Annotated in this window: 16 protein-coding genes; 2 read left to right on the top strand and 14 right to left on the bottom strand. The window is 61.4% G+C overall.

The features are described 5' to 3' along the window. Window positions 1–8: 8 nt before the first annotated feature. From AC0L26_RS03905 to AC0L26_RS03870, 8 genes are all read right to left on the bottom strand, one after another. Window positions 9–1,250: a class I SAM-dependent RNA methyltransferase gene (locus tag AC0L26_RS03905; RefSeq protein ID WP_473631333.1), complete on the bottom strand. Its 1,242-nt coding sequence runs from the start codon at window positions 1,248–1,250 to the stop codon at window positions 9–11. Continuing rightward, entirely contained in the window at window positions 1,247–2,041 is a 795-nt protein-coding gene (locus AC0L26_RS03900) for a TlyA family RNA methyltransferase (protein ID WP_473631332.1), read from the bottom strand. The genes AC0L26_RS03905 and AC0L26_RS03900 overlap by 4 nt, the downstream gene beginning before the upstream one ends. Window positions 2,042–2,121: 80 nt before the next feature. Continuing rightward, the gene (gene dxs, locus AC0L26_RS03895; RefSeq protein WP_473631331.1) at window positions 2,122–4,062 is read right to left on the bottom strand and encodes a 1-deoxy-D-xylulose-5-phosphate synthase; all 1,941 of its coding nucleotides are present in this window, start codon (window positions 4,060–4,062) and stop codon (window positions 2,122–2,124) included. Between the two features lie 106 nt (window positions 4,063–4,168). Then, window positions 4,169–5,089 carry a pirin family protein gene (locus tag AC0L26_RS03890; RefSeq protein ID WP_473631330.1) on the bottom strand — a complete coding sequence of 307 codons (921 nt, stop codon included), beginning with the start codon at window positions 5,087–5,089 and terminating at the stop codon, window positions 4,169–4,171. Between the two features lie 10 nt (window positions 5,090–5,099). Continuing rightward, window positions 5,100–5,366, bottom strand: a complete 267-nt coding sequence (locus AC0L26_RS03885; protein WP_126039692.1) for a DUF2277 domain-containing protein — start codon at window positions 5,364–5,366, stop codon at window positions 5,100–5,102. A 96-nt stretch (window positions 5,367–5,462) separates the two neighbouring features. Beyond that, window positions 5,463–5,714, bottom strand: coding sequence for an exodeoxyribonuclease VII small subunit (locus AC0L26_RS03880; RefSeq protein WP_352938671.1), 252 nt, complete (start codon window positions 5,712–5,714; stop codon window positions 5,463–5,465). Between the two features lie 3 nt (window positions 5,715–5,717). Further along, window positions 5,718–6,644, bottom strand: coding sequence for a histone deacetylase family protein (locus AC0L26_RS03875; RefSeq protein WP_473631329.1), 927 nt, complete (start codon window positions 6,642–6,644; stop codon window positions 5,718–5,720). 133 nt (window positions 6,645–6,777) lie between these two features. After that, window positions 6,778–7,425, bottom strand: coding sequence for a TetR/AcrR family transcriptional regulator (locus AC0L26_RS03870; protein ID WP_473631328.1), 648 nt, complete (start codon window positions 7,423–7,425; stop codon window positions 6,778–6,780). 118 nt (window positions 7,426–7,543) lie between these two features. On the opposite strand from AC0L26_RS03870, the gene AC0L26_RS03865 reads away from it, so the two are divergent. Next, window positions 7,544–8,767, top strand: coding sequence for an MFS transporter (locus AC0L26_RS03865; protein WP_473631327.1), 1,224 nt, complete (start codon window positions 7,544–7,546; stop codon window positions 8,765–8,767). A 60-nt stretch (window positions 8,768–8,827) separates the two neighbouring features. On the opposite strand, the gene ribB is transcribed toward AC0L26_RS03865, so the two are convergent. Further along, window positions 8,828–9,928: a 3,4-dihydroxy-2-butanone-4-phosphate synthase gene (gene ribB, locus AC0L26_RS03860; protein WP_473631326.1), complete on the bottom strand. Its 1,101-nt coding sequence runs from the start codon at window positions 9,926–9,928 to the stop codon at window positions 8,828–8,830. Between the two features lie 93 nt (window positions 9,929–10,021). After that, window positions 10,022–11,122, bottom strand: a complete 1,101-nt coding sequence (gene aroC / locus AC0L26_RS03855) for a chorismate synthase (RefSeq protein WP_473631325.1) — start codon at window positions 11,120–11,122, stop codon at window positions 10,022–10,024. Between the two features lie 277 nt (window positions 11,123–11,399). Between aroC and AC0L26_RS03850 the strand changes: the two genes are divergently transcribed. After that, window positions 11,400–11,654, top strand: coding sequence for a DUF1344 domain-containing protein (locus AC0L26_RS03850; protein WP_352987594.1), 255 nt, complete (start codon window positions 11,400–11,402; stop codon window positions 11,652–11,654). A gap of 208 nt (window positions 11,655–11,862) precedes the next feature. Here AC0L26_RS03850 and AC0L26_RS03845 read toward each other — a convergent pair whose 3' ends face one another. The 4 genes from AC0L26_RS03845 to AC0L26_RS03830 all read right to left on the bottom strand — a co-directional run bounded on the left by AC0L26_RS03845 (window position 11,863) and on the right by AC0L26_RS03830 (window position 18,000). Next, window positions 11,863–12,150 (bottom strand): hypothetical protein, encoded by a 288-nt coding sequence (locus AC0L26_RS03845; RefSeq protein WP_352938689.1) that lies wholly within the window; start codon window positions 12,148–12,150, stop codon window positions 11,863–11,865. 403 nt (window positions 12,151–12,553) lie between these two features. Then, on the bottom strand, window positions 12,554–14,770 hold the full coding sequence (locus AC0L26_RS03840) for a glycosyltransferase family protein (protein WP_473631324.1): 2,217 nt from the start codon (window positions 14,768–14,770) through the stop codon (window positions 12,554–12,556). Beyond that, a complete protein-coding gene (locus AC0L26_RS03835; protein ID WP_473631323.1) occupies window positions 14,767–15,222 on the bottom strand; it encodes a hypothetical protein in 456 nt (151 codons plus the stop codon). Before AC0L26_RS03835 ends, AC0L26_RS03840 begins: the two co-directional genes overlap by 4 nt. A 645-nt stretch (window positions 15,223–15,867) precedes the next feature. Further along, window positions 15,868–18,000 carry a caspase family protein gene (locus AC0L26_RS03830; protein WP_473631322.1) on the bottom strand — a complete coding sequence of 711 codons (2,133 nt, stop codon included), beginning with the start codon at window positions 17,998–18,000 and terminating at the stop codon, window positions 15,868–15,870. Between the last annotated feature and the right edge of the window lie 40 nt (window positions 18,001–18,040).

Raw genomic sequence — 18,040 nt, 5'->3', positions numbered from 1 at the left:
GACGCGCGTTAATGCCTTCGCCTCGGCTTCTCCAAAAGCGCGACGGCCTCGACATGCGGCGACCACAGGAACTGGTCGATCGGCGTCACGCTTTTGAGCGCATAGCCGCCGTCGATGAGGATGCGAAGGTCGCGCGCCAGCGTCACCGGATTGCAGGAAACCGCGGCGACGAGCGGCACATCGGAACGGGCGATCTGCTTCGACTGGTCCTCGGCGCCAGCGCGGGGTGGATCGAAGACGAGGCCGTCGAAGGCATTCAGCTCCTTGAAGATCAGCGGCCGCCGGAACAGGTCGCGGCGTTCGCTGGTCACCCGCTTCAGACCGCTGGCGAAACGAAAGGCGCGGTCGAGAGCTGCAAGGGCCGGCGCGTCACCCTCCACCGCGTGGACTTCCGACTTCGCGGCGAGGCGTAGCGCAAAGCTGCCGCAGCCGGCGAAGAGATCGGCGACCTTTTTGGCGCGCGCGAGGTGCCGGCCGACGATGTCCGCCATCGCCTGCTCGGCGGCCTCGGTGGCCTGCAGGAAGGCGCCCGGCGGCACCGCGACAGCGACGCCGCCGAACGTGACAACCGGCTTTCTGGGCTCGATGATGATCTCGCCGTCGATCGAAAGCCTGGCCAGCCCCTGAGCGATGACAAAGTTGGAGGCGACGCGCCGCTGGTTCTCGCCAAGCTTGCCGGAATCATGAACTGCGACATCGAGGCCAGAACCGGTCACCGTGACCGTCATGCGGAACGATTTCGTCGTTGCGCAAACCAATTCGGCGAGTGCTTTCAGACGGTCGAGGCTTGCGACGATCTCGGGCAGCGAGATCGGGCATTCCTCGATGGAAATGATTTCGGATGATAGCGCACGAACAAAGCCGAGCCGCATGCCGGCCTCGCTCCGCCGGGCGGTGAACACGACGCGCCGGCGCGTCTGCGGCGCGCATGGCACCAGCGCGTCAATGTCGCAGGCGATGCCCTTGCTGCCGAGCGCATGCGCAACCTTGTCGCGCTTCCACCTGTTATAAGCTTCGGCCTCGATATGCTGGATGGCGCAGCCGCCGCATTCGGTGAAATGCCGGCAGGCGGGGTCGATGCGAAGCGGCGACGCTTCCACTACCGACATCAGCGTGGCGCGATCCTTTTCGCGCGCTGCGGTGACGGTTTCACCGGGCAGCGTGAACGGAATGAAAAGTTCGCCGGTTTCAGTGTCGGCAACGCCGTCGCCCTGGGAGCCCAGTCTTGTGATCGTGAAACGCGCGTTCATCGGCCGCCGATCCCGCCGTTCTTCATCTCGGCGTCCTTGATCCCGGCGAGCAGGAATTCGCGATTGCCGTCGCCGCCTTCGATCGGCGACAGAAGCAGGCCCAGCGAGCGCCAGCCGGGGACGCCGTCAAGCCAGTCCTGCAGCAGACCGGCAACCCGAGCGGCATCGTAGGGGTCTTTCAGCAAGCCGCCCTTGCCGATCGCCTCACGGCCCGCCTCGAATTGCGGCTTGACCAGAAATATTGCTCTGGCGCCGCTCCTGGCAATGGCGAGTGCAGGCGGCAGCGCCAGTTTCAGCGAGATGAAGCTGACATCACAGACGATGAAATCCGGAATGCGATCCGCAAGATCGGCTACCGAGAGATCACGGGCATTCAGGCCCTCGATCAGCGTCACGCGCGGGTCACCAGCGATGTCCGGATGGATCTGGCCATGGCCGACATCGATCGCCGTGACATGGGCCGAGCCGCGCTCGAGCAAGACCTGAGTGAAGCCGCCGGTCGAGGCGCCGACGTCGAGCGCTTCGCTGCCGGCGGGATAGAGACCGAAATGGTCGAGCCCGGCGATCAGCTTCAGCGCCGCGCGCGACACGTAACCCTGCGCCGGATCATCGATGACGATGAGGCAATCCGCCAAGACGGTCTGGCCGGGCTTGCGGGCGATGACGCCATCGACCATCACCGTGCCGCGCTCGATCGCGTCACGGGCACGAGAGCGGCTTGGGAACAGGCCGCGCGCGACGAGCAGTTCGTCGAGCCGCTGGCGTATGCTGGCTGGCAAAGGGGAGTTCATCGGCTTTCATGGCGAAAGCCGGTCACGAAGGCAAGGGAGGACAACGAACAACTTCGGAATGCAGCGATCAGGCCGCCAGATCAGGCGCTTTGCGCGCTGGCGGTGTGTCCCAGCGCCAAGAAGACCGTGCGCACGATGCCGGCAGCGTCCAGCCCGGCATCGGCATACATCTTCTCGGGCTTGGCGTGATCGACGAAGGTGTCGGGCAACACGAGTGGGCGTACTTTCAGGCCGTTTTCCAACAGCCCTTCATGCGCCAGGAACTGCAGCACGTGGCTGGCGAAGCCACCGACCGCGCCTTCTTCCACTGTTACCAGCACTTCGTGCGAGCGCGCCAGGCGCCGGATCAGATCCTCGTCGAGCGGCTTGGCGAAACGAGCATCGGCGACCGTGGTGGAAAGCCCTGCCGCACCGAGCTCCTCGGCCGCAGACAGGCAATCCTGCAACCGCGTGCCGAAGGAGAGCAGCGCAACCTTGGTACCCTCCCTGACGATACGGCCCTTGCCGATTTCAAGCACCGAGCCACGCTCCGGCATGTCGACACCGACGCCGTTGCCGCGCGGATAGCGAAAAGCAATCGGCCCATCATCATAGCTTGCCGCCGTGCGCACCATGTGGCGCAGTTCCGCCTCGTCTGCCGCGGCCATGACGACAAAACCAGGCAGCGTCGCCAGAAAGGTCGTATCGAAGGCGCCGCAATGGGTCGCCCCGTCGGCGCCGACGAAGCCGGCGCGATCGATCGGAAAGCGCACCGGCAGTCTCTGGATCGCCACGTCATGGACGACCTGATCGTAGGCGCGCTGCAGGAAAGTCGAATAGATTGCGGCAAAAGGCTTGAAGCCTTCCGTGGCAAGGCCGGCGGCAAAGGTCACCGCGTGCTGCTCGGCGATGCCGACGTCGAAGGTTCTCGCCGGGAACGCCTCGCCAAAAAGGTCGAGGCCGGTGCCTTGCGGCATGGCGGCGGTGACGGCGACGATGCGATCATCTTCCCGGCCTTCCTGAATCAGGCTTTCCGCAAAGACCTTCGTGTAGCTCGGTGCGTTGGCCGGCGCCTTGGCCTGCGCGCCGGTGATGACGTCGAACTTGTTGACACCGTGATATTTGTCGGCGGCCGCCTCGGCCGGTCCGTAGCCTTTTCCCTTCTGGGTTACGACGTGGATCAGCACCGGGCCGTCGGCATTATCGCGAACGTTCTTCAGCACCGGGATGAGGTGCTCGAGATTGTGACCGTCAATCGGGCCGATGTGGTAGAAACCCATTTCCTCGAACAATGTGCCGCCGGTGACGTAGCCGCGCGCATGTTCGACCGCCCGTTTGATGGCGCGATCGGCGCGTTCGCCCAGATAGGAAGTCAGCTTCTTGCCGAAATCGCGCAAGCCCAGATAGGCCTTGCCCGACGCAAGGCGGGCCAGATAGGCGCTCATCGCGCCGGTCGGCGGAGCAATCGACATGTCGTTGTCGTTGAGGATGACGATCAGCCGGGCATCGAGCGCGCCGGCATTGTTCATCGCCTCGTAGGCCATGCCGGCCGACATGGCGCCGTCGCCGATGACGGCAATGACATTGTTGCGGCCACCGGAGAGATCGCGTGCCATTGCCATGCCGAGGCCAGCGGAAATGGAGGTCGAGGAGTGGGCGGCGCCGAACGGATCGTATTCGCTCTCGGCGCGCTGGGTGAAACCGGACAGGCCGCCCTCTTGTCGCAACGTACGGATACGGTCGCGGCGGCCGGTCAGGATCTTGTGCGGATAGGCCTGGTGACCGACATCCCAGATCAGCCGGTCGTCGGGCGTGTTGAAGACATAGTGCAACGCGACCGTCAGTTCGACCACGCCAAGGCCAGCGCCGAGATGTCCGCCGGTGTGGGACACCGCATCGATCAATTCGGTGCGAAGCTCCGATGCCAACTGCGGCAGATCACCCTCGTCAAGCGTCCTGAGGTCGGCCGGGATGCGGACCTTGTCGAGAAGCGGCGTATGGAGCTTTGCGTTCACTGGCGGTGGGGCCTGCTTTTTATTCATCTGCGAAATAGGCCGCTGGCCGGCGAATGTAAATGCGTGTCAATGACGCGGTGTAGATCCAAAGTGCTAGAGCGCCCTCAGCGCATCCAAAAAGACGCGTAACATTCTAATTGTCCGGCAGCGGAATGAACTCTTCTTCATCCCCAGGAACGATGTCGAAGCGGCCTGTCTTCCACTCTTCTTTGGCCTGTTCGATGCGTTCCTTCGACGACGACACGAAATTCCACCAGATGTAGCGCTTGGAGCCGAGCGAGGCGCCGCCGAACAGCATGAAATGCGCGCCGCCCTCCGACGACACGACGATCTCGTCGCCGGGCCGGAACACCAGCAGCCGCTCCGCCGGAAAGCGGTCGCCGGTAATCGAAACCTCGCCTTCCAACGTATAGATGGCGCGCTCTTCGGCATCGGCAGGGATTTTCACGCTGGCACCTGGTGCCAGGCGGAGGTCAGCGTAGAGCGTGTCCGATGCGGTCGCAACCGGAGACCGCAGCCCGGAAAATGCGCCGAGGACGACGCGCCCGCTGATGCCGTCGGCATCGATCTCGGGCAGACGGATGGCCGCCGTATTCTCGAAAATCGGGGCGACCTCCTCCTTGTCGTCGGGCAGCGCCAGCCATGTCTGCAGGCCTGAAACCGACATAGGCGCGCCGCGCAGCTCTTCCGGCGTACGCTCGGAATGGACGATACCGCGGCCGGCGGTCATCAAATTCACGTCGCCTGGCTGGATTACCATTTCGGTGCCTAGCGAATCGCGGTGCCGGATCTTGCCGTCGAACAGGTAAGTCACCGTCGACAGGCCGATATGCGGATGCGGACGGACATCGAGCGCCTGGCCGGCCCGCAAAATGGCCGGCCCCATACGATCGAAGAAGATGAAGGGACCGACCAGCCGGCGCCTAGCAGTCGGCAAAGCGCGGCGAACCTGGAAGCCGCCAATGTCCTTGGCGTTCGGAATGACCATCAGTTCGATCTGGTCGCTGGCGAAGGCATCGCCAGCCTGTGGATCATTTCCAGGGAAGAAACTCATGCAGCCTCCCTCAGGCGAAGCGGAGAGCGGACCGGGCTTTCGCCTTGGCCGCCACCTCTTCACGATTGCGCGGATGCTGCGTCGTCTCGAGGCTGTCGAGCAATTCGCGTGCCGATGCGGCAATGGCCTCGACAGCGTGGTCGAACGCATGCTGGTTCTGTTTCGACGGCCGCGTCGTTCCGCTCAGCTTGCGGACGAACTGAAGTGCGGCATCGCGGACCTCGTCATTGGTTGCCGGCGGATCAAAATTGAACAGGGTCTTGATGTTTCTGCACATTGCTTTCCGGACCTCCGTGTCTCGCTTTTATCCTCGCTTTGAGCATGATCTTGTCCGAAAATCGGTTCGCTAACGCAACTTCGGGTGGGATCATGCTTACTCCGCGTCCAGCGGCTCTGTCCCGACCGGCTTGCCGTCGCGCGAAAGCCTGATCTTCTCGACCTTGTCCTCGGCCGCCTTGAGCAGCCGATCGCAATGCACCTTCAGTGCCTCGCCGCGCTCATAGATGCGGATCGACTGGTCGAGCGGCACGTCGCCGCGCTCCAGATCATCGACGATTTTCTCCAGTGCGTCGAGCGCCTGCTCGAAGCTCATCGCCTTGACGTCTTCGTTGGTCTCACCATCCATCGTCTATCCTTTCATCAGTCGCCCGACATGGGCGGCGACCGAAAATGCCAATCCCTGCAGATCGTAGCCGCCCTCAAGCAGGCTGACGAGCCGGTTGTCGCTGTGGCGACCGGCTCGCTGCATCAACTGGCCGGTCGCCCAGTCGAAATCGTCCTCGGTGAGGTTGATCTCGGCCAGCGGATCGCGGTGATGCGCGTCGAAGCCGGCGGAAATTATGATGAGGTCAGGCGCGAAATTGTCGAGCGCCGGCAAGATACGCGACAGGAAAGCATCGCGGAAAACTTCGCTGCCGGTCTGCGGCGCCAGCGGCGCGTTGACGATGTTGCCGGCCCCGGTTTCGCTCACGGCCCCGGTCCCTGGGTAAAGCGGCATCTGGTGCGTCGAGCAATAGAGCACCGACGGATCGTCCCAGAAAATGTCCTGCGTGCCATTGCCGTGGTGCACGTCCCAGTCGACGATTGCGACACGCTCGGCATGGTGCTGCCTTTGCGCGTAGCGCGCCGCGATCGCCGCGGTGTTGAACAGGCAGAAGCCCATGGCCGTGGTCTTTTCGGCGTGGTGGCCGGGCGGCCGCGCAGCGACAAAAACATTATCGGCGCGCCCCCGATAAACGTCATCGACGGCCGCGTTGGCGGCACCTATTGCCGTAATCGCAGCCTGCCAGCTTTTCGGGCTGGCGGTGGTGTCGGCGTCGACGCGAGCGATACCGGTATCCGGTATCGCTGCGCGGACCCGATCGACGAATTCCTGCGGGTGCGCGTAGAGAACGGTCGCCTCGTCGCCTTCCGGCGCCTCGGCACGATCGAGCGCGGCAAAGGCCTCGTCGTCGAGCACGCGTTCGATGGCGCGCAGGCGGTCCGGCCGCTCCGGATGACCGGGCGGTGTTATATGCTCGAGAAAGATCGGATGGGTGTAAAGCCTTGTGACCATGCCCCGATATAGGCGCGCCGGGCGGCTTTGACCATGTTTTGACGCCATCAAAGGCAGACGTTCAACAGGGTTTAGATGCCTGGTGCTGGTTAGGTCCAGCGCGAGCCGTCCTATAGTGCCCCGACCTCCCCCTTCAGGGATGGCCCTCTTCTCCAATCTCAGCCAGTACTTGCGGACGACCAGGCCTGCGGCCTTGCTTGAGCAGCCCCTCCAAAAGCACGTTGAATGCCTTTACCGCCTTTTTCGACGTCGCTTCGGGATCCTCCGAATTTGCGATCCACTGCGCCGCATGCAGCGAGGCGCCGCTGACCAGCCTTGCTGCGGCTTCGGGATCGACGGCAACGATGGTTCCCTCGTCCCTTAGCTTTTGAAGGTTCTCGCTCATCGAGCGGATGCATTCATTCTGGCTCGGCCATTGTGAAGGATCGCCTAGCACCGCCGGCCCATCGCGAAGCACAATACGCTGGATCTCCGGTTCCAGCGCCATCTTGATATAGGCGGTGCATTCGTCGACAAAACCCTGCCAGAGAGTGTCCGCCCTGGCCGAAACGATTTTCAGCCGGGCCAACATTTCCGCGTCGATCTCGGCGATAACGGCCTGGAGAAGGCCCTTCTTGTCGCCGAAGTGGTGATAAAGCGCGCCGCGCGTCAGCCCGGCCGATGCGGTGAAGTCGTCCATCGAGGCCTCGGCATAGCCGACAGTGCCAAAGGCATGGCGCGCCGCAGCGACCAGCTTGGCGCGGGTCTCGGCGATCATCTCTTTGCGTGGTTTGTGCGCCATTGCCCCTTCTTTCTCATACGCCTCGTATATTAATTGACATACGCATCGTATGCCATTATCTGATTTGCATACGCCACGTATATAAGTGGCCCGGCCTCAAAAATCCAGGAGTATTCACATGCCCAATCCCTATCGCGAAATCTTCAAGGCAAGGGGAGCCAAAGGCTTCGCCGCTGCCGGCTTCGTTGCCCGGATGCCGATGGCCATGGCTCCGATCGGGATCGTCGCGATGCTGTCGCAGACACATGGCGAGTACTGGCTGGCCGGCGCCGTCTCCGCGACATATGCGCTGGCCAATGCTTTTGCCGCGCCGCAGATATCGCGGCTAGTGGACCGCCTCGGCCAGGCTCGGATCGTTGTGCCCACCACCGTCATATCCGTGCTCGCTTTTGTAGTGCTGATTGCGGCGGCCAATCAGGACTGGCCGATATGGACACTGTTCGCATCAGCGCTGCTGGCCGCCACGATGCCCAGCATCCCGGCAATGGTGCGCGCGCGCTGGACAGAGCTCTTCCGGGATCGCCCCGAGATGAACACCGCGTTCGCTTTCGAGTCGGCGGCCGACGAGCTGGTCTACATCTCCGGGGCTTCGCTGTCGGTGGGCCTGAGCGTCGCCCTTTTCCCGGAAGCGGGAATGTTGGCGAGCACGTTGTTCCTCGCTTTCGGCTCGACCGCCTTTATCCTGCAGCGCTCGACCGAGCCGCGTGTGCGACCGGTGGAACTTGGTTCGGGTGGCTCGGCAATCCGCCTGCGGCCGGTCCAAATCATCACCTTGGCCCTGATCTTTATCGGCGCGACCTTCGCAACCACGGAGGTGAGCACCGTGGCGATCACCAAGGAGCTCGGCCAGCCGGGCGCCGCCAGTCTCGTCATCGGCGTCTACGCGCTCGGATCGTTCGTGGTCGGTATTGTCATCGGTGCCCTGAACCTGAAAACGCCGCTGCAAATTCAGCTCGCCATCGCGGTCGCAATTATTGCGCTCACCGCGCTGCCGCTGCTCATCGCCGACACGGTGCCTCTTCTGGCGCTGGCCGTCTTCATCAGCGGCGTGGCGATCTCGCCGACCTTCATCACGGCATTCGGCCTGATCGAGCGGCGCGTGCCGGAGGCGATGCTGACCGAGGGCGTCACCTGGGTGATGACCGGCATCGGCATCGGCATGGCACTCGGCTCTTTCGCCGCCGGCTGGGTGGTGGACGCCTTCGGCGCGCAGAGCGGGTTTCTGGTGTCGGTGGCGGCGGGCGCAATCGCGCTGGTCATCGTGCTCGCCGGCCAGCGCAGCCTTGCCACACCGGATTGCGACACCTCCGCATGCGAGGCAGCCGCGGTTCCTGCTGAATAATGTCCGGCTGTACGTCCGGTCCCGACGGGACCGGACGAATGCCAGCGTCGCTGGGCCTGCCTAGAGAATCTCGGTGTTGGCGATATGGATGCCAAAACCTTCCAACCCGACATAATGGCGTTCGCGCGAGGCGATCAGGTTGATCGAGAAAATGCCCAGATCCTTCAAGATTTGCGCGCCGAGACCGATCTCGCGCCATTCGTTTTCGCGGCGACGCGCCTCTTCATGGTCCTCGCGGTCGCCGGCAGCCGGCCGGTTGCGCTCCTGATGGGCGACGCCGACCGAGCCCTCGCGCAGATAAACGATGACGCCGCGCTTGCGCTCCCCCATCGATTTCATGATGCCGTCCAGCCTGTGGCTGGTGCCGAAGACGTCGGTCACCACGTCCTCGGAATGTAGGCGCACCGGCACCTCCTCGCCGTCGCGAATGTCGCCGAAGACGATCGCCACATGGTGCATCGAGTCCCAGGGCAGCGTGTAGGTAAAGACCTGCGCCTTGCCGCCGGGCGTGTCGATTTCGGAACAGGCAACGCGCTCGACCAGCGTTTCCTTGCGCTGGCGGTAAGCGATGAGGTCGGCGACCGAAATCTGCTTCAACCCGTTCTTTTCGGCGAAGGCCTGCACCTGCGGTCCGCGCATGACGGTACCGTCGTCGTTGACCAGCTCGGAAATGACGCCGATCGGCGGCAGGCCGGCGAGCTTGCAGAGGTCGACCGCAGCCTCGGTGTGGCCCGAACGCATCAGCACGCCGCCTTCCCTAGCAATCAGCGGAAAGATGTGGCCGGGGCGGACGAAGTCGGAAGCGCCGACATTGCCGTTGGCGAGGTTGCGCACGGTCAGCGTGCGGTCGTCGGCCGAAATGCCCGTTGTGGTGCCGTGCTTGAAATCGACGCTGACGGTGAAGGCGGTGGTGTGGGCCGAATCATTGTCGGCGACCATCGGCTGCAGGTTGAGCCGCTTGGCTTCCTCGCGCGGCATCGGCGCGCAGACGATGCCGGAGGTGTTGCGGACGATGAAGGCCATCTTCTCCGGCGTGCAATGGACGGCCGCGACGATCAAATCGCCTTCGTTCTCGCGTCCATCATCGTCCATGACGACGACAATCTCGCCGCGTTCGAAGGCGCGCAGAGCTTCGACGATTTTCTTCTGGTCGTAAGGCATGGGCGCTCGTTTCACTCGCAGGGAGTAGGGGAATAGGGCAGTAAGAGAGTAGGGGAAAGGAAAAAATGACTGGGGGCTCAGCGACAACGGGCCCTACTGCCTTCCCGTCTGTCCCCGATGACGCAAATAGTGATCGGCGATCGCGCAGGCAACCATCGCCTCGCCGATCGGCACGGCGCGGATGCCGACACACGGATCGTGCCGGCCCTTGGTCATGATCTCGACGTCGTTGCCGTCCTTGTCGATCGACTTCCGCGGGGTCAGGATCGACGAGGTTGGCTTGACGGCAAAGCGGGCGACGATCGCCTGGCCGGTCGAGATGCCGCCGAGGATACCGCCGGCATTGTTGGACAGGAAGACCGGCTTGCCGTCATTGCCCATGCGCATCTCGTCGGCATTCCCTTCGCCGGTGATGCGGGCGGCCTCGAAGCCGTTGCCGATCTCGACACCCTTGACGGCGTTGATCGACATCAGGCCCGAGGCGATATCCTGGTCGAGCTTGGCGTAGATAGGCGCTCCGAGGCCTGCCGGAACGCCGTCGGCAACGATCTCGATGACCGCACCGACCGACGAACCCGCCTTGCGGATGCCGTCGAGATACGCGGCGAACACGGCGACTGAGGCCGGATCGGGCGTGAAGAACGGGTTTTCGGCATCGCCGACGAAATTCCAGTTCCAGTTGGCGCGGTCTATTCGTTTTTCCCCCATCGACACCAAGGCGCCGCGCACGGTCATGCCGGGCACGACCTTGCGGGCCAAGGCGCCGGCCGCCACCCGCGCCGCCGTCTCGCGGGCCGAAGAGCGGCCGCCACCGCGATGATCGCGCAGGCCGTATTTAGTGTCGTAGGTATAATCGGCATGACCCGGCCGATACTGGCGGGCGATCTCGCCATAGTCCTTGGAGCGCTGGTCGACATTCTCGATCATCATCGACACCGGCGTGCCGGTGGTGATCATGGTCTCGCCGTCCTCATCCAGGATGAAGCCGGACAGGACCTTGACCTCGTCGGGTTCGCGGCGCTGCGTGACAAAACGCGATTGACCGGGACGGCGCTTGTCGAGCTCGGCCTGAATCTCCTCCCGCGTAAAGCGGATGCCGGGTGGACAGCCGTCGACCACGCAGCCGAGCGCTGCGCCATGGCTCTCGCCCCAGGTGGTGACGCGGAAAAGATGGCCAAACGTGTTGTGAGACATGGAAACCTGCCCTGCCGGCATCGAGCCGGCTTAGCGCATGACCCTGAAAATCGGAGCGACTTTCGGAAAGGATCCTGCGCAAATCAAAAGTGCTACAGCGTCCTTTGCGCGTCAGGACGCGCGGCGCTGTAGTCTGCGTTCTATTGGCGTTTTCCGCAGTGGTCAAACTGTGATCCGGCGGATTTAGTTTTGACACATTCGGTTGGTTTCTGGTCAGCTCCATCTGCCCGTTGAACACCCGCCGCCACCGTGCCGGCGCAATGATAAGAGGACGATGATGCGTATCCTGATCGGCGCCGTTGCCGCCACATTGCTGATTTCCACCGCCGCCTTCGCCGGTCAAACCGAGGGACTGATCAAGGCGGTCGACAAGGAAACGCTGACGCTGACACTCGACGACGGCAAATCCTACAAGCTGAATGCCGAAACCGATCTCGAAGCGCTGAAACCCGGCATGGATATCGTGATCGCCTATGACGAGACAAACGGCGAGAACATCATCACCGACATGCAATTGCCGGATGGCGATTAAACCGAATAGAGTCCCAGCGGGCCATCCCGAAGCCGGCGGGTGGAAACGAGCACACAGCGACATAGGTTGCCACGGGAATACTGGTCCTCGAACGACCGAAATTTGCCGAAAACGGAACGTCCGCTGTCAAGGCGCTGCACCACGGCGGCGACGAGCCCGATACGATGTCGCAGGCGATCGACGCGACGGGGCAGGCCGTAACCTGACTCTATGCTCTCTTCACGATTCTCGGTTTAGTCGTTCGGCGGGGTTGAGCAGCGCCCTCAAGGGCCAAGGCCAACCGCTTCTCGTCTTCGATGGCGCGATCGACTGCCTCAATTTCCTCTTGGAGCGCCTTCAACTCGGCTCCGTAGCTGGAGCCGTCGCTGTCCCCGATCTGAAAACCACTTGCCCGCATTGCGTCGCGAGTATGGTGGACGTTACGGACACCTTCGCGTCGAGTTGTGACCAGGATTTCCCTGAACTCTCCAAGACGTTCAACGTGATTGCGAGTCATTGCGTTCTCCTATTTCGCCGTCAGAACGGCTAAAACTTACGGAGATACTCTCGACAAAGCATGAGTGCGGAAGCTCAAATTTGAACGTCTTGCAATGACGTGGAGCGCGGCAGGCAGAAAATTGGCTTGGGACCGACCACCGACCAGGTGCTAGGCTCTTCGGCCGAGCGCGTCTGCTGCTCGGCGCGCTTGCTGGTCCATCCAGCTGACGATTCTGGCTCGCGAGGTCCGTTTTGAGCGCACAGCTACGCTGGTCTCAATGTCCGATAGGCGGCGCAAAGCTGGACTGCAGCCTTGGACCGAAAGCGGCCGCAAGCCGTTCGGCGACGGCAATTTGGCGGGTCAGACGGCCGACGACGACACCGTTGGACGACACTAACAGAATATTTGCTCAGCCGCGACGTCAGGCACCTTTGGTGATGTCCCAGTCGGTTCGGAGAATCCTGGCGTGGTCTTCGATGAAGTCCGCGATCTGGTCGGCGCCGTTGGTCCATATGATAGAACTGCAGCGCGCTGCCATGCTGTCGCGCTCGGTAGGGTCGAGCAGCCGCTCAACGAAGCTATCAACATGTGGGAGGCCATGGTCGCGCCGCATCAGTAGGCCAAAACCGCCGAGCTCGGCCCAGCGTGCGCGGTTGAGCTGCAGGTCCATCTCGTCGGCCTCGTTGGGCACAAACAAAGTCGGGACTGCGCCAAGGATATTCTCATGGAAAGTGTTGTAGCCAGGCGCGACGACCGCGGCGTCGAATGCGCGACTATAGCGGAAACTCGGGAACAGCTCGACGATCCGATGCCTCGGACCGACCGGCTCGTCGGGTGCGAGATCGGCGCGGATCGGCGAGCGGATATCTAGCACCAGCGTATCCGGACGGTCGAGCAGAGCTTTAAGAACGCCGTTGCGGACGCCGCGCATGTCGAAATTGCTGCCTGAGCCGAGTTGCAGGGCAACGACGGTCACGCCTTCCGGCAGGTCGAGGAATAGGCGCGCAGCAGTGCGCTCCAGGCGCTCGTTGGGTTCCAGATGCAGGACCGGCGGGACCAAAAAGACCTTGTCGCGCATCTCCTTGGTCGGGCCGTGATCGAACTCATCCGCCAACTCTCCTGGCTCTATCACGGCGTCAAAAGCGTTCGCCATCTCCAGGAACCCTCGGTGGGATTCCCTCCACATCGGCCTGCGCACCCAGATCGAAAAAAGGTTGGGGTCCATGGCAAGCGCTGCGGCGACACCGTCGAACACGGCTGTCGCGTCATAGGCAAATACAGCGGGGCGCAGATGGCTGATCAGGTCGAATAATTCCTCGGCAAGCACGTCGTTCCAGTCCTCGGGCGCGGCATCGATGCCGCGGTGATAGGTTAGGAAGTGGGCGTGATAACCCTCATTGGCTGCAATTCTCATGGCGTAGGACATCGTCGCAAAGACGGGCTTCAGCCCCTCCGGCAACCGCTGAGCGACAGCCATCTGCTGTGCAAGATGCCCCATTCCGATACCGTTGGTGGATGCAAACAGCACGTGACGTGTCGGCAATGGCTGGATCATCGACGCTCGCTCGGCTGCCGAATCTCGTGGTCTGGCAATGCCGAACAACCTCTCAAGGCGTTGCTGGAAGAGGTCGGCTGAATGGTGCCGAGAAACGAAATCCTTGGCCAAGGCCGATTGCTGAGCGTAGGCCTCTACGTCCTTGATGAATTTGTCGATGACCCGCTCAACATCACTCGGCGCCGCATAGACTGCTGCGTCACCGAATAATGGCTGGAAGTGTATGGGGAGAATCGTGACGAGCCCTACCGCGAGCGCTTCGAGGATGGTGCGGCCAAAAGCCTCCGACCAGGAATCGCTATGATAGTAGACATAGAAATCGAGCCCTTGGAGAAACTCGGGGATGCCGGTCCATGCAAAGGGTAGTATTTCCCAGTTGGCCGGCAGCTGGCCATAAAGTTCTTCGAGGAAGGAATCGCCGCCCAGGATCCTAATGGTGTAGCGTGATTGATCTGCAGGGTAGATGCGCAGCGCATCGGCGACGCTGCTTGGCCATTTCAATTTGTCCGGACGGGCATGGCGGCCAATGACCACTGGATTATGCGGTGGGCCGTCTGCCCTGCGAGGCCAGTCGTCGAGATCGATCAGATTGGTCCAATCTTCCGACAACAGTTCGGCGCCCGTAGGCAAACGACGGGGTAAAGCATCGCGAACGATGGCGCTGACGGGGGCGAGCAAAACATTGACGCCAAACGTCCAACGACAATTGTTGATGATGCGCGCTAGGTCATACTGCAGCTTGCCTAGCCGGTCGACCATAGGATGATGGAGAACCATGACCAGGTGTTTGGCCCGGATGCTGATCCGCCTGGTGACGCAGTTGGACATTATCGTCGGGTGGTGGAGTAGGACAAGATCGGCCTCGACCTTCGTTTCCGGGTCGATCCGTTCTGTAGCGCCGCCATCGAGCAGCGCCCGCAAGTCGGGATGCATCGGGTAGGGATGATCCAGCAATGGTCCCTTCACTGCCAGCAAGCCGGTCTTGAGACCTGCGCGGGCGGCCGCTTGGATTTCCACCGCAAGCGCCGTGGACGTGCCGCCTTCGAAGCGGACATCGGCGATGAACAGAATGTTCAGCTTCATGACTTGGGAGTATCCGGCGCTTTGCGGACAGTTGTCGCTGGCGCCGCTTCCAGGAAAGTGTCGATTGTCGTGCCGTAAGCCAGGACACGGCGGGGGCGCCATTTTGCAAGAATGAGCCCCCAGCGTCCCCGCAAATAAGCCTGCCAGGGCATGTCGGTTGCGTGCAGCCGCTGTTCTATCAGAGGGGGCAGATACTCGAAAATTACGCCATGACGGCGGAACATCGTGAAGTCCGGATTGTTGGTCAGATAAACGAGCCTATCGTTCTTTCCCGGAAGCCTGCGCTTGGTGGTAACGATGATTTCTTCGAGAAGATCTGGATTTACATCAAAAATCGTTATAATAATAGTCGAAATTTTTTCTTTAGATTTGTATATATAAATATTACCTGGGTTTTCAACTTCCGTTTTTTGCTTACTTCTTCGAAGGAAAAATTCTGTGAGTTTTCTCATTGATTGGCGCTCACTTTAGGGATGCTTAGCCCAGCAATGACGATTTATGCGTGTCAAACGTTCAAGCTATGCGCGCGCCTGTCTGGTGTTCGCTGTCTCGAACCAGTCTAGCAGCATATGGAACGGGGCGAAAAGCCCTCGCAATGGCGGCACACTCCAGTTACATGCCCTTCGCCAAACTCCGTCGACGGCTTCGTCAATTTGCAAGGCCGGCGCATTCGCCCGCGTGGCCTTGACTGTAGGGCAGTTCGCGTATTTCTTGTTCTGGCGTGCAGTTGGAACTTCCTGATGCTGGGCAGTGGCCGTTCTACTTCGGCCAAGTCTTGAGGAGTGACGCAGATGGCAAGATCGCTACTGTCACGGTTGGCTTCGGCTGCCGCTCTGGTTTCCACTTCAGTCATGCTAAACGGCTGCGGGACGATTGCAGGGAGGCCCATTATCTGCGTCTTCGTCTCGGACGGACGGTGCGCTAAGGTCACCAAGGCGAATGCGCCTCGACGCGACCAATCAGCGCCGGAGCGCCGCAGTTCTCAATATTGATCAACCGACTTTTTCGCCGGGAGCCGTCATAAATGTTGGGTTTTTGGCTTCTGACAATCGGTAGTGACGCGAGAATTTCGAATCTCGTGTAATATTGCTCAGATGTTACGGTCCGTTCTGTTTGATGAATAGTTCAACTTCTGCGTCTATTTTTTCTCGAGTTGCGCGGTTTATTTTGTCGGCAATTTCTGCCTTTGCCTGTTCCCCTTGATCGGCCCGCAGCCTCGCGGCGAGCGAGGCGTTGAAATAAGCTCGTTGCAGGTTGGGCTTGCCCCCGGTGAATAAACCGTCGCGATGCCCCCATGCGAGACGGACATAGGCGTACTCATTTCCCCTGTTTGCGGAAAGCTCAAGGAGGGTCAGGGCGCGGCGAGGATCGGCAGCCAGCTTGCGGTCGCCCTTCAGATATAGCTGGGCCATAAAATAGGGCGCGTACCTGTTGCCCATTTCGGTTGCGCGCTGCAACAGGTCGAGTCCTCGTGGCACGTCCTTTTTCACGCCTTCCCCCGCGACATAGGACTGTCCCAGATTCGCCATCGCATCGATCTGGCCGGTGTCGGCTGCTGCTGCATACAACGACGCTGCCTGGACGAAGTCTTGCTTGACGCCGGTGCCGAGGCGGTATGCGTCGCCGAGCGCGGTGATCGCATTTGCCCAGCCGCTTGATGCGGCCAAGCGATACCAAAGAACGCCTTCCTCCGGCAGCTTTGGCACGCCCTGGCCGGCAATATAGGCTGAGCCGATGTCGGTCCTGGCCCTGAGATTGCCAAGCGCAGCGGCCCGAACGTAAAAGTCGAACGCGCGGCCGTAGTCGATCTCGCGCCCCATTCCGACACGTGCCATATAGCCCATGTTTATGAGCGCAGCACTGTACTGCTGCTTGCCGGCAAGCTCATAGTAATGTTCAGCCCAATCGTAGCGCCTGGCAATTTCCAGAACACGCCCGAATTGAAACTGCAGGCGCGGGTTGTTGATGTCAGCTGCAAGGTCGAAGCCGCATGCCCTGAGCGCATCGCGAACGTTGACCAGCCCATTGGTGACGCCTGGGACAGAACGCTGTGGGTCGTTGGGATCTGCCGCATAGAGGTCACAATTCGTCACGAGCGCCTTCATGCCCTTTTGAGTGTCGGGCAAAACCGATGGCCATACGCGAAACGTTTCACTGACGGCGCGTTCTCCTGCCTGTTGGAAAACAAACTCGGCGCTAGCCGCCTGGCTCTCACCGACGACCAAGATCTCGTCCTCGATTGAAGCGGATCTCAGAGGGCCGCTGACGAAGGCGCCGCGCTGGGAAAGCGACGCCAGCTGTACCTTGCTCTTCACCGTTGCCTCTGCGGCAAAGCGGCTCTGCGGAAAGACTTTTGCGAAACGGCTAAAATCGTCCGGGTTGGGGCTATCCTTGATGAAGGCCCACAATACCGCGTCGATGGTCAGGCCGCCGCTTGTCTCAGCCGGCGCCTGCCCCCCGCCGATCGCTGCGACACCGTGCTTGAACACAAATTTCGTTTCAATCGAACCGGTGATCCAGGGTATCTGAAACCCACCTGTCGCCTGGCGGACGTCGCCTCGCACCGTCCTGAACGTGTCGTAGATATCGAGGTCCGGCGTTTGCAAAGCGTTGGCGAGGGCGGAGGAATATGGGCTGTTTATGCCTGTGCCATCATAGGCGACTTCTCCCGCACTTGTCGCGAAGGCAATAAGCACCTGGCCGCTTCCCGATTCTGTGTAGGCCAGTCCCTCGTCCAGTCCCTTGTCCTTCGCGGCAGGGTTACTTCGGCAGGCATCGAGGATGAAGAGCTTCACCCCAACCGGGTCGTCCTTGACGATATCGATGAGATCGTTGAACCGCATTGCATCGGCGACGATCTTCTTTGCGGAGGACGTGGCGGTGTCGACCGGCAGCAGCAGGTTCTGACGATCGAACTGCAGTGCGTGGCCGGCATAGTAGAATATCGCCATGTCTGCACCCACGAGATGCGCTGCAATTGCGTCCTTCAAATCCTTGGTGGCAGCCTTTTTGATGTCGTAGAAAAGCAGCACATTGAAGCCGAGCTCGGTCAAGGTATTGGCAATAAGCTTGGCGTCGTTGCGGGGATTTGCAAGGGGAGCGAAGGCGTAGTCACCGTTACCGACGACAACGGCCGCGCGTCTCTCGGCGTGGGCCTCAGCGAGCCAAAGCAGGCTGAACGCGGCCATGAACGCGAACAGGAAGCCACGCCTCAAATGATTGGAAAGCACCGTCGCAACCTGCCTTCTCAGCGTTTTTCCAAGGGAAGAA

It is taken from the genome of Mesorhizobium sp. WSM4823, from assembly GCF_055811195.1.
Note: the sequence above shows the minus strand (reverse complement) of the source record. Positions and strands in the feature narration are given on the sequence as shown.

Coding starts and splice junctions, on each gene's coding strand:
- ribB (WP_473631326.1), bottom strand. CDS start 9,928: ATGCCTTACGACCAGAAGAAAATCGTCGAAGCTCTGCGCGCCTTCGAA.
- AC0L26_RS03865 (WP_473631327.1), top strand. CDS start 7,544: ATGCCCAATCCCTATCGCGAAATCTTCAAGGCAAGGGGAGCCAAAGGC.
- AC0L26_RS03840 (WP_473631324.1), bottom strand. CDS start 14,770: ATGAAGCTGAACATTCTGTTCATCGCCGATGTCCGCTTCGAAGGCGGC.
- AC0L26_RS03850 (WP_352987594.1), top strand. CDS start 11,400: ATGCGTATCCTGATCGGCGCCGTTGCCGCCACATTGCTGATTTCCACC.
- AC0L26_RS03890 (WP_473631330.1), bottom strand. CDS start 5,089: ATGAGTTTCTTCCCTGGAAATGATCCACAGGCTGGCGATGCCTTCGCC.
- AC0L26_RS03835 (WP_473631323.1), bottom strand. CDS start 15,222: ATGAGAAAACTCACAGAATTTTTCCTTCGAAGAAGTAAGCAAAAAACG.
- AC0L26_RS03875 (WP_473631329.1), bottom strand. CDS start 6,644: ATGGTCACAAGGCTTTACACCCATCCGATCTTTCTCGAGCATATAACA.
- AC0L26_RS03845 (WP_352938689.1), bottom strand. CDS start 12,150: ATGACTCGCAATCACGTTGAACGTCTTGGAGAGTTCAGGGAAATCCTG.
- AC0L26_RS03885 (WP_126039692.1), bottom strand. CDS start 5,366: ATGTGCAGAAACATCAAGACCCTGTTCAATTTTGATCCGCCGGCAACC.
- aroC (WP_473631325.1), bottom strand. CDS start 11,122: ATGTCTCACAACACGTTTGGCCATCTTTTCCGCGTCACCACCTGGGGC.
- AC0L26_RS03905 (WP_473631333.1), bottom strand. CDS start 1,250: ATGAACGCGCGTTTCACGATCACAAGACTGGGCTCCCAGGGCGACGGC.
- AC0L26_RS03870 (WP_473631328.1), bottom strand. CDS start 7,425: ATGGCGCACAAACCACGCAAAGAGATGATCGCCGAGACCCGCGCCAAG.
- dxs (WP_473631331.1), bottom strand. CDS start 4,062: ATGAATAAAAAGCAGGCCCCACCGCCAGTGAACGCAAAGCTCCATACG.
- AC0L26_RS03880 (WP_352938671.1), bottom strand. CDS start 5,714: ATGGATGGTGAGACCAACGAAGACGTCAAGGCGATGAGCTTCGAGCAG.
- AC0L26_RS03900 (WP_473631332.1), bottom strand. CDS start 2,041: ATGAACTCCCCTTTGCCAGCCAGCATACGCCAGCGGCTCGACGAACTG.